A 15,463-nucleotide genomic window follows, 5' to 3' on the forward strand; every position below is an offset into this window, starting at 1 on the left:
ACGAATAAAAACAGGAAAGAATCAAACCTAATTTTGTTCTTGAAAACCATTCATAAAGTTGCTATTTTCTTTATTTATAACTTCATGATCCTGAGTCATCAATGTATTCATAGGAAAAGAAATATAAACAATCGTCCCAACATCACTGATGTTTTCAAAATAAATATTACCGCCTACCCGTTGGAGAAGATCCTTACATAATGAAACTCCAAGTCCTGCCCCTGTACCATTAACAGCTTTTCTATGATCCCAACTGTTTCTATTATTAAGCTTTTCAACAGTCGATTCTGGCATATTGATTCCTTCATTTTCTATATATAATAGAAATTCGTCTCCATTCATCTCCGAAACTCCTAGAGTAATTTTACCGGCATATTTACAAAACTTGACGGCATTACTAACGATGTTCCTAACGACAAAAGAAAATATATCTCTGCTCATATACAAATAAACATCTTTAGGAAGACTCTCTTCTAAAGAAATATTATTTGACATTAAATCTTTTTGAAATAACAACAAGACATGCTGAATCTGTTGAGAAATATTAAACGTTTCCTTGTTTTCTAAGTTATCACGGAGCTGAGATTCTGCCCATAAAAGCACCTCATCCAACATATTTTGCGAATGAGAGATTTCTGATCCTAATTGCAGTAAAACTTGTTCCATATCAAGTTTTGACATAAGCGATAAGTCAACGGTATTCAATAACATATTCATTGAAACAAAAGGAGTTCTTAAATCATGTGAAGCAATTGATAATACCTTGATCTTAAAAAGTTCGGAAGCTTTCAATTCTTCATTATACTTTTTAATTTGATCAGACTGCTCTTCAAGTGCTAAATTAGTACCTAAAAGTTTGACTTTTTCCCGCTTTAAAATGCGATTTTTCCGAATCAATTCATAGAGTAAAAATCCGATAATAATTTTACTCACAATAATTCCGGTTATCAGAATTGTAATAATTGTTTGACTTTCCATAATTTCTCACACCCTAAGATCTTTCATGATCAAATAATTGATCAATAAAAATACCATTACATTAAGCACTTTTACAAAAGATAGATGTTTTGTAGTATTTTAAAAAAAAATCTAAAAATACCTAACAAGTAAATATAAGTATTTTTGAGCTCCAAATATGTTTCAATATCTGTAACAATTTCTTAAATAGCATGAATTCAATAAAAAATACGAAAGGTCTTCTGTATTTATACAGAAGACCTTTGAGATGGTACATGAATCAATTCGAGTTCTCGACAGTAATTACTTTTTTATTGTACTATACTAAATATTTATTTTTATTATCGTCAAGCATATGATAAGACTTCATATTATTCTAGAGTAGGATTAAAAGTTCCACCCCAATCTTTATTCTGTGATATTTTAGGATTTTTATCAATCACAGATTGAGCTAATGGAAAAAAGTAATAAGTATCGGGTACAAGATTTACTTTATTTCCCGTATTTGGAACTTGTAAAACACTGTATTTAAACTGATTTTCCTTAAGCTGATAAGTTTTGGCAAGATTTGCAGCCTCATCCAAATCCATTTCAGCTCCATTACTAAGAATAGCAATAGCCTCTACACCATATTTGGTCGTATTATTAAGTATATTCAATTTTCGTGTTCTTCTCAGATCCCAGAAACGGTGTCCTTCAAAACAAAACTCAATATTCCGTTCTGCCAAAATTGCATCTCTCATCTGAGTACGGTCAATAGCCGTAATACCGTAATTTCCGTCACTTCCTGCTTCAATACCTGCACGCCTCCTGATCTGTTTTAGAATGGTTAATGCGGTATTAAAATCCCCGGTTTCGTTTGCAGTTTCAGCATAGTTGATCATAACCTCCGCAAATCTCATCAATACAAAATCCACATCATATTGAGTTTCTACTTCTGTTTGCTTCAGCGATAACTTTGAATTTTTAAGTATAAAAAATCCACTATATCGATTCAGATTTTCTGATGGTGTTTTAGCCTTCGGATTAATACCAAAGTTATCCAGATCTGCGGCTATACCCACAGAGGTATATTGACGTTTCCCTGATTTCCCAGAAACTTCGTAGATCTTGCCATTCCATACAATAGATTTGTCGAACCGAGGATCCCTGTTTTCCCAATAAGATTGTAAAAACTGCTCATTCGTTTTAAAATACTTTCCTGTCGGATCTGAGAAAGTCTTACCATCTTTCATGGGAAATGACTTGACAAAATCCCATGTTGGAACTGCACCTGCTGCGCCTCTACTTTCAGAACCCGGGCGCACTCCATTATCCCAACTCGCCACTTTATTCGGATAAGAATTGATTACAGCAAAAACAACTTCAGATCCCTTCTCCTGCAAAGCAATGTTAGCATAGTCTGGAGTCAAATTATATCCATCCGCCTTTAACTTATCATAGGCAGCTTTATTTGCAGCATGCGCTTCTGCCCAATACACATTATTATAAGGGTTAGTTGGATTAAATTGAGGGGAAGCCTTGTACAATAAAACCTTAGCTTTAAAAGATAGTGCAAAATTCCCATCGATTCTACCATAATCTCCTGAACTTTTGGCAATCATAGGCGGCAATATGGCAATCGCCTGATCTAGATCTTTTATCATTAAATCAAAGCATTCCTTCGTTGTATTACGAGGTGTTTCTAGATCATCTTTCTCCAAATCCTGCGGTACAGTAATATAGGGCACACCACCATGATATCGAACCATATTAAAATACATATATGCTCTCATAAATAAAGCTTGCCCAAGAACAGCATTTTTTACATCTGCATTTAATCCTGCACTTTCGGTTACTTTTTGAATTGCAGTATTAATTCTACGGATAGTGGTATAATCCCAAGATTTATAAGCGGCATTGTTAACAGTGATAGCATCCAAAGGAAAAGATATGCCCATTAATTGCTCTGAATTGGCATCCGCTGAAGCATTCCAATTTCCAAACATGGGATAAAGATTCGTTATATAGGCATTCACAAGATTCGGATCATTCCATACCTTGCTTTCGTCAAGTGAATTAAGATCTTCAATATCTAACACATTTTTACAAGACGCTACTGTAAATAAAAGTGCTATTAGGGTATAAAATATCGTTTTCATAGTTTTTTCAATTAAAATTTAACATCCAAACCCAAGGTGAATGTTTTCATAACAGGATAGGAATCATACATTTTCTGTTCCGGATCATGAAACTCGGTCATAGGAGAAAGCACAAATAAGTTTGTTCCATTAAAGAATACATTCACACTGTTTATTTTCATCGACTTTGTAATTGACTGCGGTAAACTATATGATATATTTAAATCTCTTAGGCGCAAATATGCACCATTACGAATCCAAAAACTCGAAGCACCTGTTCCCGACTCCTGCCAGTTGGAACCCACTACTCTCGGATAATCTGCCTGTGGATTATCTGCTGTCCAAACATCGCCTGCCCAGATAGGATAATACGGTCGAAAAGTACCGCCATGCTGACGAATTCCCCCACCTTCCAAATTACTGATAACACGATCATATGCCAGTACACCCTGCAATAAAGCTGAAACAGAAAAACCTTTCCAGTTTGCATTTAGCCCAAAACCGTAATTGATGCGTGGAGTATTATTTTCGGAAAGCAACGTCAGATCATTATCATCGATCTTACCATCTGGGCTTTCAGAATAATTAGCTCCACGAATATCTTTGTACAAAATCATACCTAAGTATGGATCACGACCATATGTTTTAAACCCATTGCTCTTCAATGCATCTAATTGCTCCTGTGTTCTAACAAGATCCACAGCTTCAAAGCCGATGATTCGATTTTCAGGTCTTCCTATTCGAGATTCGAAATTGCGCGTTCCCCCTACAGCAAATGCAGGCTCTTCATCATAGATATCCCAACGATCTTTTGCATACCCCATATTAGCTGTGATTCCATAACCTACTTCACCCACACGATCATTCCAATTAATAGATACCTCTCCACCTTTATAACTTCGAGCAGCATAGTTTTCCGGAGCCAATGACCGTCCATAATTATCAGGAATTTTCAAAGTACGCCGTCCTAAAATATCTGTTTCCTTACGATTAAACACATCTATTGAGCCACTTAGTTTATTATTTACAAAACCAAAATCCAAACCGATATTCACACTTTTGGATGTCGTCCAAGTCAGGTTCTGTGTAGGTGTATCACCATAGGCAATACCATTATAGTAACGATCACCAAACATGTAGCCACCTGAAGGCCTATATTTTTCCTGATACAAGAATTGTCCGATCCTTTGCGCATTAACATCAAGATCATTCCCTGTTGTTCCATATGAAGCTCTTAACTTTAGATCACTAACCGTATTTTTGATATCTAAGAAAAACTGTTCTTCCGACACACGCCAAGCGGCTGACATGGATGGAAAAAATCCCCACCGTTTATCACCGGGGAATAAGGGCGAACCATCATATCTAAATGAAAATTCAGCAATATATTTATCTGCATAGTTATAATTTGCACGTCCGATAAATCCCCTTCTAGAATTAATAGTTTCATACGCATCTGTAGCTCTAAAATTACGATCAGTCGGGTAAATAAACATTTGATCAATACTAACAATTGGATTTTCAGCACGGGATGTTACATAGGTTCCACCAGCTTTAAATTGTTCATAGACCAACAACGCATCAATGGCATGTTTATTAAATTTACGGTTATAATTCAAAAACCAGTTGACCTGATATTCCCACTCCCGTTGAGGAGAATAATCCATAAAAGGCTGTGCTTGACTAAAAGTAAAAATATTCACTTTGTCTTCTGAAGGTGGTGCAGGTATAAACCTATTTCCATCCGGATTCAGAGAAGTAAATGTGTAGTTCTTTTGGAAGGTCATAAATCTTTTACGCATATAATCTTCTGCGAGATAGCTACCTACAACTTTTGTAGACAAGCCCTCTATAAGTTTATCCAACTTATAATTCAACGTCATGATTGGGTTTACCTGACGAACTTTACGATCGATATATCGATTCCCAACTACTTGGTCAATCACATTCCAGGCTTGCCAGCTCCCCATGGGTGTCTGAACAGGATATGCTGTTGGGGAATTACTTGGAGATCCATCTGCATTTAAATAAAACGGATACATTTTAGGCCAATTGAATGTTACGCGATAAAAATCTGACACATCAAAATCATCATCATTAGCGGAAGTACTAAATGGCCAATAAAAACGCTTGGAATTGATTTGATTGGCCGAGATATTAACATCAATCGTAAAATCATCCGTAATCTTGGCACTGACATTACTCCTTAAATTGAATTTTTCATGATCCAATGATTTGTAAGATCCATTTTCTTTACGATAACTGACTAAATTATAATAAGTAATTCGGTCTCCACCACCCGACACCGAGATCGATTGTCGGTGACTAAAAGGGTTTCTCCAGATATTATCATTAACACTGTAGTCCTTATCCTTAAAATAATCAAACTCAGCCTGTCCATTGGGTGCTACCCATGGTTCTGTTTTAGAGCCATTTTCCCACAGAAATTGGGATACCCGATTTTGATAAGTCAGTTCATCAGCCGCAGTCGTAATATCTGCTAAAAGCGTTTGAGTAGGAGCACCAAAACTATAATTACTTTGCACATTAAATACAGGCTCCTGAGCTGATCCCTTTTTAGTTGTGACAACCACAACACCGTTACCCGCTCTTGTCCCGTAGACCGCAGCTGTTGCAGCATCTTTCAAAAAACTCATCTGATCCACTTCATTGGCTTCCAAAGCATCGAATGCCGCTTTATCCCGTACAATTCCGTCAATCACATACAAAGGTTCTGCAAAACTACCACGAATGCGTAGGCTTGAGGAAGCTCCCGCCATACCCGAAGTATTCGTAACATTTATACCTGCGGCACGTCCAGCTAAGGCATTAGAAAGGTTAGAAGGCGAAATATTCTTTACTTGTTCGGCATTGACCGAAGCCACTGAACCCGTAATATTTGCTTTTTTCTGCTTTCCATAACCAACTACTACAACCTCTTCTAAACTTTCCTGTTCTTGCTCTAGCGCAACAGTAATAGCAACTTTATCTTTTGAATCAATATTATAGTTACTAAGTACTTTGGTCTTGAAGCCTACAAAACTGATTTTAATTTCGTATCCCTGCCCCTCTGGAATACGGTCAAACGAAAAAGTTCCTTCTGCATTCGTCGTATTCATCTGTTTATACTTCGTAGACAGATTTTCAATACTTACAGTAGCGCCACTGATGGGATTATTACTTCCATCCCTGACAACTCCACTTACAGAAGCTGTTGACTGGCCGTACCCTACATGAAATCCCATACTCAGTAATCCCAACATTCCGAGTCGAAGGGGCCAGTTAGTACGTGGACTTTTAAATCGAAGTAGCAGCACAGTTTGAAACTGATGCTTTTTAGATAAAAAGTTGTTCATAATTTGTTTGGTTTAATTGTTTATTATTGTGGATTGGTGTAGTTTATACCGGCATGATGTAAGTAGTTAATTTCCCTGATAATTTCTTCAAAGACATTCGTTTTATTCGTAAAAGTTCCGCTGTAAAATTTATTACTGATCAATGATTTATCGTATTGCAACTTGATGTCATAGTTTTGCATCAGAATTGTCAAAACATCCTGTAAGGCTATATTTTTAAACTGGATGATCTGGTTGTTTTGAAGAAAATGACCACCTCGATCTGTTCCTATTGTATGCGTCTTTATCTCCTCGACAACCTTTAATTCACGATGATCCAAGGTAATCTCTTCGTGCGGCAAAAAGGTCCGCACTAATTCTTTCCCTCTCTGATGATCCACAGCTTTCACCTCTATTTTACCTTCCATCAATTTGATCTGGGTTTGAGTAGATCGCAATTCATCAACACTAAAAACCGTTCCTAAAGCTGTAGTGACTACACCGGTGGAATGTACACGAAATGGCTTGGATTTATCTTTGGCAACCTCAAATTTAGCTTTCCCCTTCAAATACAGCACTCTCTCCTGCTGAGTACTAAAATCTTCAGCATATTTGATTTCTGACTGCGGATAAAGTGTAATAACAGATCCGTCACTAGCCGTTAATAACATATTGTGATTGCCTGAATTTATGTAGTATAGATTACTTACCTCCTCTTTCTCATCTTCAATAGCAGCTATTTTCCTAACATCTGGCGCAGGCTTATTTAAAAATGGATTTAAACTCACATAAAAGCCAAGAATAAAAACAACTATAGCAGCCGCAGCGGATACAATGCGAAGTAATTTCTTGTTATATTTTAAAACATTTTGCTTTTTAGCAAAAGCGAATATTTTAGCTTTGATTTCCTGCTGATGGGGATAATCTAAATTTTCGTCAGTAAGATCCCATTCTTCTTTAGACAATAGCTGATCAAGAGATTCTCCCAAATGTGCTATGTAATCTTCCAGATAAGCAGCCTCTTCAGCCGAACATTGATTCTTTAGGTATCGATTGATAAGTTCTCTCGTAATCTTCATATAATAAGAATACGGCAGAAACGTCACTTACCCCCAAGCCTATTTTTAAAAAAATAGATGAATGATAAACACAAACATTTTTTTCAAAACTTTTAATGCCAAAGCGATATGATTTTCAACGGTTTTGGGTGTAATCGACAATCTTTCTGCGATCTCTTTATAAGTCAAATTTTCGAACCTGCTCATCATGAACACCTTTCTTCTAGATTCTGGCATTCTTGACACGATGTCCTCATACCGTTCATTCAGTTCCTTTAAGCGATATAACTCTGACGGTGTGGGAACTTGATCAGTTTCAACTTTTAGATGCAATAGATCCTGCCTCTTCCTTTCTTCTTTCACAATATCCAAAAGTGTGGTACGAGCAATGCAAAATAGTTGAGCTTCTATTTCCACATGCACTTTCTTTTGAAAAATATTATTCCAAAGCTTGATAAATACACGTTGGACAGTTTCTTCGGCAATATAAGTGGAAGAAGTCTTGCTTAAAGCATATTGATAGACTTTTCGGTTCCATTTTTCATAAATACGCTCAAATTCTGCGGTAGAGATCAAGGTTTGGTTAGACATATCTTAGGTTAGTGCCGAAACTAAGATAGCTATTAATACCAATTATTCATAATTATGTTACAATTGATTAAAAACAAATAAAATCATACACCAAACAGAGTTATAAGGGCTAGTAAATTTTATTTAAACCATTATTAAAAGAATTTAAAACCATAAAACATCTAAATGAATCAATTTAATCGCCTTTTAGAATAAAAAAAAATATCAATAATTGAATATATATGTATCCATAAAAAAAATACTCAAATTACAGTTTCAATAACAAAGAAACGTAAACATTTACTTACGAATTTTTAAAACGTATCGATTGAAAAGAAAATTGATGGTGACAGCGGCATTTAACTTAATGAAATCATTGTAGATACTGGCAAATTTACTTAAGTTTATATAAAATATATGTTATGAAAATAGCCTTCTTTTCAACCAAGCCATACGATCGAGAATTCTTCGAAAAAGAAAATGAAAAATATGGTTTTGAACTTCATTTTTTTGAAACACATTTAGGACCTCATATTGTAAATGCAATTGAAAATGAAGATGCAGTATGTGTTTTTGTAAATGACAAACTAAATAGAAATGTCATTGAAATTCTTGCGAAAAAAGGAGTTAAGTACATCGCTTTGAGATGCGCGGGATTCAATAATGTTGATTTACAAGCTGCTAAAGATTTCAACATTCAAGTTTGCCGTGTCCCCGCTTATTCACCAGAAGCTGTAGCAGAACACGCAATGGCTATGCTATTGACCTTAAACAGAAAAACTCATAAGGCTTATAATCGTGTGCGTGAACAAAACTTTGCATTAAATGGTTTATTGGGATTCAATCTCTACCAAAAGAAAATTGGTGTGGTCGGGACCGGTAAAATAGGAAAAGCATTTGTTAAAATAGCGCTGGGATTCGGAGCAGAGGTTATTGCATATGATATATACCCTGATGAAACGTTGATTAATCTAGGTGTAAAATATGTCGCATTAGAAACACTCTTTATGGAATCTGATATCATATCGCTACACTGCCCTCTTACAGCTGACAACCATTATCTAATTAACAAAGAATCTATTGATAAAATGAAATATGGTGTCACCATAATCAATACGAGCAGAGGTAATCTGATTAATACCAATGATGCAATACAAGCATTAAAAACTAAAAAGATAGGCTTACTTGGTATCGATGTTTATGAGCAGGAAGAGAAACTTTTCTTTAAAGATTTATCGGCAACAATTATTGACGATGACACCATTCAGTTATTGTTGAGCTTCCCTAATGTTTTAGTTACTGCCCATCAGGCTTTTTTCACAAAAGAAGCATTAGAACAAATATCTCAAAGAACACTGAAAAGTATTGATGATCTGATAAAAAAAGGAACAACTGATCCAGAAGTATTACTATAATTGATGAGCTCCTGTAAAAAAATCCCAAGCCGCTTTCGCTATATCTGAAATAATACGTTCGTTCGTTTCCTGATTTTCTTTCGAATGGGTTACAAAGACACTGATCACAAAGTACTCACCGCTTGGAAGTAAAACAATTCCAACATCATTGAGTGCAGCCGTTATTCCAGTTTTCTTATTAGTTCCAGATGAGCCCGTCTTATGTGCTACAACTGTTTGATCAGGAAGTTGTCCTTTCAATTGTTTAAGACCTGTATTAGTAGACTTCATGGTTGTCCACAAAAAATCATACATCGGCATCGAAAGCAAATTATTCTTGTTCACATAATAGGTCTGCAAAATTCGATTCATTTCTTTGGGTGTTGACCAATTCAAAAACTGTTTATCCCAATTACTTTGCATCGTCTTTTCATTAATTTTAATCGATATGTCTTTAAATCCTTTTTTTGCGAAATAGCTTTCTACAACCTGAGGTCCACCGAGAAGTTTTAAAAGAACATCACATCCTACATTGTCACTTAAAGTGATTGTATATTCCAGAATTTCCTTTATCGTAAGCGTTGTTCCGGTAGGATATTTTTCCCGAATTGGACTCCAAATTTCTGGTGTAAGATCACGCTTCGTAATTTCTATCTTTTGATCAAGTTTAAAATTACCCTTATCGATTTCTGTTAACATGACAATCGCCAATGGAAATTTAAAAACACTTTGCATAGGAAGTCGTCTATCGGCATTTACACCCAATGTATCACTATGATTAATGCCGTTTATTGCTACACCAACAACAGCATCTTTGTTCTGCATGATCTGCTGAATATTTTTTCTTAAACCCTCTATACTTTGTGCATGGGCAGTTATAGTAAATAGTAATGAAAAGAGTGCAATTTGTAAGCGTTTTCCCATGGGATTTAAATCATTTATGTTCTGATATTTTAGGAAGAATAGATAACAGTTAATCTATATATCCTCATTCATTTTGATTGCTGACTATTGATAATAGTACGCAATCACAGTCGGTCGAGCAACTGTAAAGTTAAAATTATTTTTTACTAATCACTGTTAACATCAAGTCAGGTTATTAAAAAAATAAGCCGTCTACACGAATGCAAACGGCTTTACTTATTATATATTGAGTTAGCTTCAATAAAATAAAGAAACAACAATCATTTACAACAATCTAATATACAAATAATTAACAAAATCATCGCAAAATTTTCTCCATTTTTTTCCCTTTTGCTAATTCATCTATGATCTTATCGAGATATCTAACTTTCTGTGTTAAAGGATTTTTAATTTCCTCTACACGATAACCACAGATTACACCAGTAATAAGATTGGCATTAACATTAAGATTTGCATTTTCAAAGAATGTTTCAAAATTTACTTTCTGATCAATTTGACCCTGCAACTGTTGTTCATCAAAACCGGTTAACCATTTTATAACCTGATGCAGCTCCTCTTTTGTTCTACCTTTCTTTTCAACTTTTTCGAGATAATGAGGATAAACCGATGCAAATATCATTTTTGCTATTCGTTCATCATGTCCAGCGATACTTTTCATACTATTATTTTATTTGACGATGCTATTCAAGATCCCCTATGGGTTCCCAGAGTTCAATGATATTACCTTCAGGATCTAATACATGAATAAATTTTCCATAATCATACTCCGAAATTTCATCTACGATAGTGACATTATCTTTTTTTAATTCCTCAACCAGCGCAACAAGGTTTTCGACGCGGTAATTGATCATAAAGGGCTTTATAGAAGGATTAAAATATTCAGAATCACGAGGAAATGTACACCATGCTGTTGACCCCTTAACCGATGGATCATCAAGGTCGCGCCATTTAAAAGTTGCGCCATATTCACCAGCTTCCAAACCTAGATTTTTGGCATACCAATCGTTCATCTTTTGAGGATCCTCGCATTTAAAAAACACACCTCCAAGTCCAGTTACTTTTTTCATATTTAGGATTTCAAATAGGGATAAAATTTAAGAAATTATCGCTCATTTTATTAGAATAAATATACTAAAAAAATAGGTCCAATAATATGTTTCGTACTATTTCTTTACTCAAATTGATCTCCGTAATTTATTGCAAGCTGTATACTGCTAGCTCATGTTCGTACAATTATAAAAATTTTCCCTTTCTTAAAATATATCCAATTTATTCTATATTTCAATTTTGACCAATATCAAGATGAGAACCCAGAAGTTTTATTTAATGCTATCACCAACTATAACCACTTGTTGGAAGAGAATCATTTTTTTAAGAAAAATGAATTTTCACAAATTATGTTAACGCTACAAGAAAATAACCTCAAAAAAACAAATAACCTCTAATTTCTTAAATTGTTTTCAAACTAAATATTATAGGGAGGCTTCATATTTGCATGCTTCCTCTATCAATCGTTCTATATCGTTTCCGCATATAAATGACTGTAAATGTTTAAATTTCACCTCATCCCAATCATAAATTTTTAAATCACGCAATGCAATAATCGTATCCGATTGAAACCTAAACTTAATATGCTTTGCCGGATTTCCAGCAACAACACTATAGGGCTCAACATCTTTTGTAACAACAGCTCCTGAAGCAATAATAGCGCCCTCTCCAATCTGAATACCCGGAAGAATCATGGCACGCATCCCTATCCAAACACCATCACCAATTATAGTATCTCCTTTACTTTGATACGATTCTAGGATAGACTCAACAAAAGGATATAAACTAAACCAATCAGAACGATGCGTATTATTTCCCCCCATCAATATTACAGCTTCAGCCGCAATACACACATACGAACCAATATATAACTGATCTATAACCCAGGCAGGTTCCCATTGATTTAAACTGTACACATCTCCATATAAATAACGAACAACACATTCTTCAAAATTTCCAGTCCAGGCGTTACTGTAATAACTTGTGTTGCCCTTAATATGAATATTGGGATTGGTATGAGTTTCGTGCAAATATTCAACACGGGACCAATGCTTAATCTGATCTTGTTTTGTACTCATTCTAAAATCTTTTTATGCAATTTATAAAATATTCTCAAATAGGGTACGATATGAATATGATATAGGAAGTAGTTCTAAAAAAAAGGAGTATCATTTCTGATACTCCTTTTTTTAGAACTACGCTAAATTTTATCCCGCTAAAGCTGCTTCGACAACAGTAGTCAGCGAAGTTGTTGGACGACCGATCAAAGTAGATAACTGTTTTCCATCATCATACAAATCACCATTTGCAGCTCCTTTATCAAAACTTGCGATAGCAGTTGCTAATCCTTCAGGTAAACCTGCTTCTATTAAAGCTTTCGCATAATCTGACTCACTTAAATTTTTATAAGGAATAACTTTCCCTGTTTGATTTGAAATCTCTTCAGCCAACTCAGCTAAGGTGTAAGCATAGTCACCTGCTAGCTCGTATACCTTATTTTGTTGATCTGCACTGGTTAAAACTACTGCTGCAGCTTCAGCATAATCAGCTCTCGCTGCAGATGCTATTTTCCCCTCTCCTGCACTACCAAATAACGCACCATTTTGTAAGGCTGCAGGAACAGAAGCGGTATAATTTTCAGTATACCAACCATTACGCAAAATAGTAAAAGGCACACCCGATGACTTTAGAATTTCCTCCGTTAATAGATGTTCATTTGCCAATACCAGTGAAGATGTATCAGCATGTAAAAGGCTCGTATATACAATCCATTCTACTCCCGCCTCTTTTGCAGCCTTGATAACGTTTTCATGTTGCGCCTGACGCTGTCCAATTTCATTTCCTGATATCAATAATAAATGATTAATTCCTTTCAATGACTCGACCAAAGTATCCGGTTTATTATAATCAAATAAGCGTGCTTCGATACCTAAGTCACGAGCTTTTTGAGTGTCACGCACTAATGCAACTAAATTGCTGCTTGCAGTTCTTTCTTTTAATTTTTCCACTACCAGACGTCCTAGATGTCCAGTTGCACCTGTTATTCCTATTTTCATAAATTCTATATTGTAATAAATTTTGTTACATTTAAAAGCAAAAAAAAACTAACGAAATTTCTTCGCGAAATTTTCCAATGTCAGCCCTTTTAACGAATTAATCACCAATTGATCGGTATCAGAATAGAGCTGATCCAACTCCTTATTAATCTGTTTACCGACTGGACATTGCGGATTCGTATTCAAATTCTTTTTACCTAGCACTTCAGTATTCTTCACTGCCACATAGATATCTGCCAATGAAATTTGGCTACTCGGCTTATTTAACCGAGAACCTCCCTCTTTGCCCTTACGTCCTATGACAAAACCTGCATCTTGCAATGCACTTAGTTCTTTCCGCACCATCGCAGCATTCGTGTTAATACTACCTGCAATCCAATCCGAGTTCACCCAATTTTCTCCACTATCAGCCAGCAATGTTAATATATGTATAGCTGTTGAAAATCTTGTATTATTCATATCGTCAACAAAGTTAGGAATATTTTTTATATTGTAACAAGTTTTATTACAATTGAATTTGAAATGACAATTCCCCTGAAAAAATCATAAAAATAGCATGAGCTCCACAACAAGACTTAGGTCTAGATTATCCTAATGAAATATGATTAGCGATAACCCGTTGTGCATTTTAAATAGTGCTAATTTTTAAATTATTGATATTGCTCTTAAAACTCCCAATATTCTTTCGTAATTTGCGAATAGGTTATTCATTCTAAATCGTTTTTTCGTAAAAACAATTTACTGATTATCAGAGTAATGAACAACTTATTTATAGCCCTAAATCATAATGCACAACGGGTTTCTTTAATTTATTAAATCTGTTTCAAAGGTCGTACCTCCAGTTTACATTCACCCTGGAATAATGACACCTGATACCGCTCAAACCTTTATCTTACCCAAGTGCATACTGTCTGTATTACCACCACCATAGCTCTCTACAAAAAATATAAACACTTCATAAGTCACTTCCTTTTTATGTTTCGGGATTTTAACATTTTGTTTGCCAGATATTAAGCAGTCTTTCGAGTCGTTCATCAAAAGTGGATATTCAACCCCATTATCTTCTGCATTATACAGGATTAAGAAGGAATCGTAAGACCTGGTGTTAAACTTCTTCTCCAGATAGACATCATATTCCCAAGTAACGCGAATCACTTGATTTTCTTGATCGAAATCCATCGTGTAGGAAGTGATGGGATTCGGGCTTCCTTTGGCAATCATAAATTTCTGCCAGTCAACTACAAAATCGTCTTCTTTCTGAATAAGTGCTTCGTTCAAATTATAAGACATCGCCACATCATATGCCCGCTTAGGATAGCTGTATGCCTTATAACCAATATTGATAACGGAATTTAACATACTAATATGCGACCTCACAATTTTGAAGCGTGTTCTACTGAGCTGTTGCTCAGGTGTAGGTGCCCGTTTTTTAACACGAGGGAGAGAACGCACATAATTTCCTGTTTTCGTTAAGACAAACACAACAGAACCTGCTTTCCCGGAAACAGTCCCATTAACGCCATTTTTGATGATTGCCATAATTACCTGATTAGTTTATAGATCATTAAGATAAATTATAGATAATTAAGATAAACATTAAAACGGAAACATCCTAATACCAAATTTTAAGTAATAGCACTTTTTAATCAATTTTTATACAGTAATCAGTCATTATTGATGCAGTCTACACTGAGTGATCACTGAGCAAGCACTGAACAAACACTGAACAAATAATGTTAAAAAGTATAATTTGGTAATCATCTGATCTTCGTTTGCTGCACCTAAAAATTAAAGAGAGGAACCTCCGTTTGTGTAACAAAAATATTCTGGCTGAAACTCATTGCACTTAGCAAAACTGATGAAATGGAAGAAATAAGCATGAGCCTGCTCCGGCTCGCATGAAAAAACAGTTTACTGATTATCAGCGTAATGAACAACTTATTTATCTTATTTATAGCCCTATATCATAATGCACAACGGGTTAGTGATATATTAAATCAA

13 protein-coding genes are annotated in these 15,463 nt (G+C 35.2%); 1 reads left to right on the forward strand and 12 read right to left on the reverse strand.

Features of this window, described 5'->3' with window-relative positions; translation table 11 throughout:
- Positions 1 to 27: 27 nt before the first annotated feature.
- From ACFS6I_RS02045 to ACFS6I_RS02065, 5 genes are all read right to left on the reverse strand, one after another.
- Positions 28 to 978 carry a sensor histidine kinase gene (locus ACFS6I_RS02045; protein ID WP_380917837.1) on the reverse strand — a complete coding sequence of 317 codons (951 nt, stop codon included), beginning with the start codon at positions 976 to 978 and terminating at the stop codon, positions 28 to 30.
- 350 nt (positions 979 to 1,328) lie between these two features.
- Positions 1,329 to 3,098: a RagB/SusD family nutrient uptake outer membrane protein gene (locus ACFS6I_RS02050; RefSeq protein WP_380917839.1), complete on the reverse strand. Its 1,770-nt coding sequence runs from the start codon at positions 3,096 to 3,098 to the stop codon at positions 1,329 to 1,331.
- An 11-nt stretch (positions 3,099 to 3,109) separates the two neighbouring features.
- Positions 3,110 to 6,433, reverse strand: coding sequence for a SusC/RagA family TonB-linked outer membrane protein (locus ACFS6I_RS02055; protein WP_380917841.1), 3,324 nt, complete (start codon positions 6,431 to 6,433; stop codon positions 3,110 to 3,112).
- A 23-nt stretch (positions 6,434 to 6,456) separates the two neighbouring features.
- On the reverse strand, positions 6,457 to 7,491 hold the full coding sequence (locus tag ACFS6I_RS02060; protein ID WP_380917842.1) for a FecR family protein: 1,035 nt from the start codon (positions 7,489 to 7,491) through the stop codon (positions 6,457 to 6,459).
- A 45-nt stretch (positions 7,492 to 7,536) separates the two neighbouring features.
- Positions 7,537 to 8,061: a sigma-70 family RNA polymerase sigma factor gene (locus ACFS6I_RS02065; RefSeq protein WP_380917844.1), complete on the reverse strand. Its 525-nt coding sequence runs from the start codon at positions 8,059 to 8,061 to the stop codon at positions 7,537 to 7,539.
- A 401-nt stretch (positions 8,062 to 8,462) separates the two neighbouring features.
- Between ACFS6I_RS02065 and ACFS6I_RS02070 the strand changes: the two genes are divergently transcribed.
- Complete coding sequence (locus ACFS6I_RS02070) at positions 8,463 to 9,455, forward strand: 2-hydroxyacid dehydrogenase (protein ID WP_380917845.1); 993 nt, start codon at positions 8,463 to 8,465, stop codon at positions 9,453 to 9,455.
- Here ACFS6I_RS02070 and bla read toward each other — a convergent pair.
- From bla to ACFS6I_RS02105, 7 genes are all read right to left on the reverse strand, one after another.
- Positions 9,450 to 10,358, reverse strand: a complete 909-nt coding sequence (bla, locus tag ACFS6I_RS02075; protein WP_380917847.1) for a class A beta-lactamase, subclass A2 — start codon at positions 10,356 to 10,358, stop codon at positions 9,450 to 9,452. The two genes, ACFS6I_RS02070 and bla, sit on opposite strands and share 6 nt — an antisense overlap.
- A 298-nt stretch (positions 10,359 to 10,656) precedes the next feature.
- Positions 10,657 to 11,016, reverse strand: coding sequence for a DUF2200 domain-containing protein (locus ACFS6I_RS02080; RefSeq protein ID WP_380917849.1), 360 nt, complete (start codon positions 11,014 to 11,016; stop codon positions 10,657 to 10,659).
- Positions 11,017 to 11,038: 22 nt separating this feature from the next.
- Positions 11,039 to 11,425 (reverse strand): VOC family protein, encoded by a 387-nt coding sequence (locus tag ACFS6I_RS02085; RefSeq protein WP_380917851.1) that lies wholly within the window; start codon positions 11,423 to 11,425, stop codon positions 11,039 to 11,041.
- 405 nt (positions 11,426 to 11,830) lie between these two features.
- Complete coding sequence (locus tag ACFS6I_RS02090; RefSeq protein ID WP_380917853.1) at positions 11,831 to 12,484, reverse strand: CatB-related O-acetyltransferase; 654 nt, start codon at positions 12,482 to 12,484, stop codon at positions 11,831 to 11,833.
- Positions 12,485 to 12,613: 129 nt separating this feature from the next.
- Positions 12,614 to 13,462 (reverse strand): SDR family oxidoreductase, encoded by an 849-nt coding sequence (locus ACFS6I_RS02095; RefSeq protein ID WP_380917855.1) that lies wholly within the window; start codon positions 13,460 to 13,462, stop codon positions 12,614 to 12,616.
- A 48-nt stretch (positions 13,463 to 13,510) separates the two neighbouring features.
- A complete protein-coding gene (locus tag ACFS6I_RS02100) occupies positions 13,511 to 13,921 on the reverse strand; it encodes an Rrf2 family transcriptional regulator (protein ID WP_021189475.1) in 411 nt (136 codons plus the stop codon).
- 420 nt (positions 13,922 to 14,341) lie between these two features.
- Entirely contained in the window at positions 14,342 to 15,001 is a 660-nt protein-coding gene (locus ACFS6I_RS02105; RefSeq protein WP_380917857.1) for a DUF6266 family protein, read from the reverse strand.
- Between the last annotated feature and the right edge of the window lie 462 nt (positions 15,002 to 15,463).

It is taken from the genome of Sphingobacterium anhuiense (assembly GCF_042686355.1).
Classification (GTDB): domain Bacteria; phylum Bacteroidota; class Bacteroidia; order Sphingobacteriales; family Sphingobacteriaceae; genus Sphingobacterium; species Sphingobacterium anhuiense.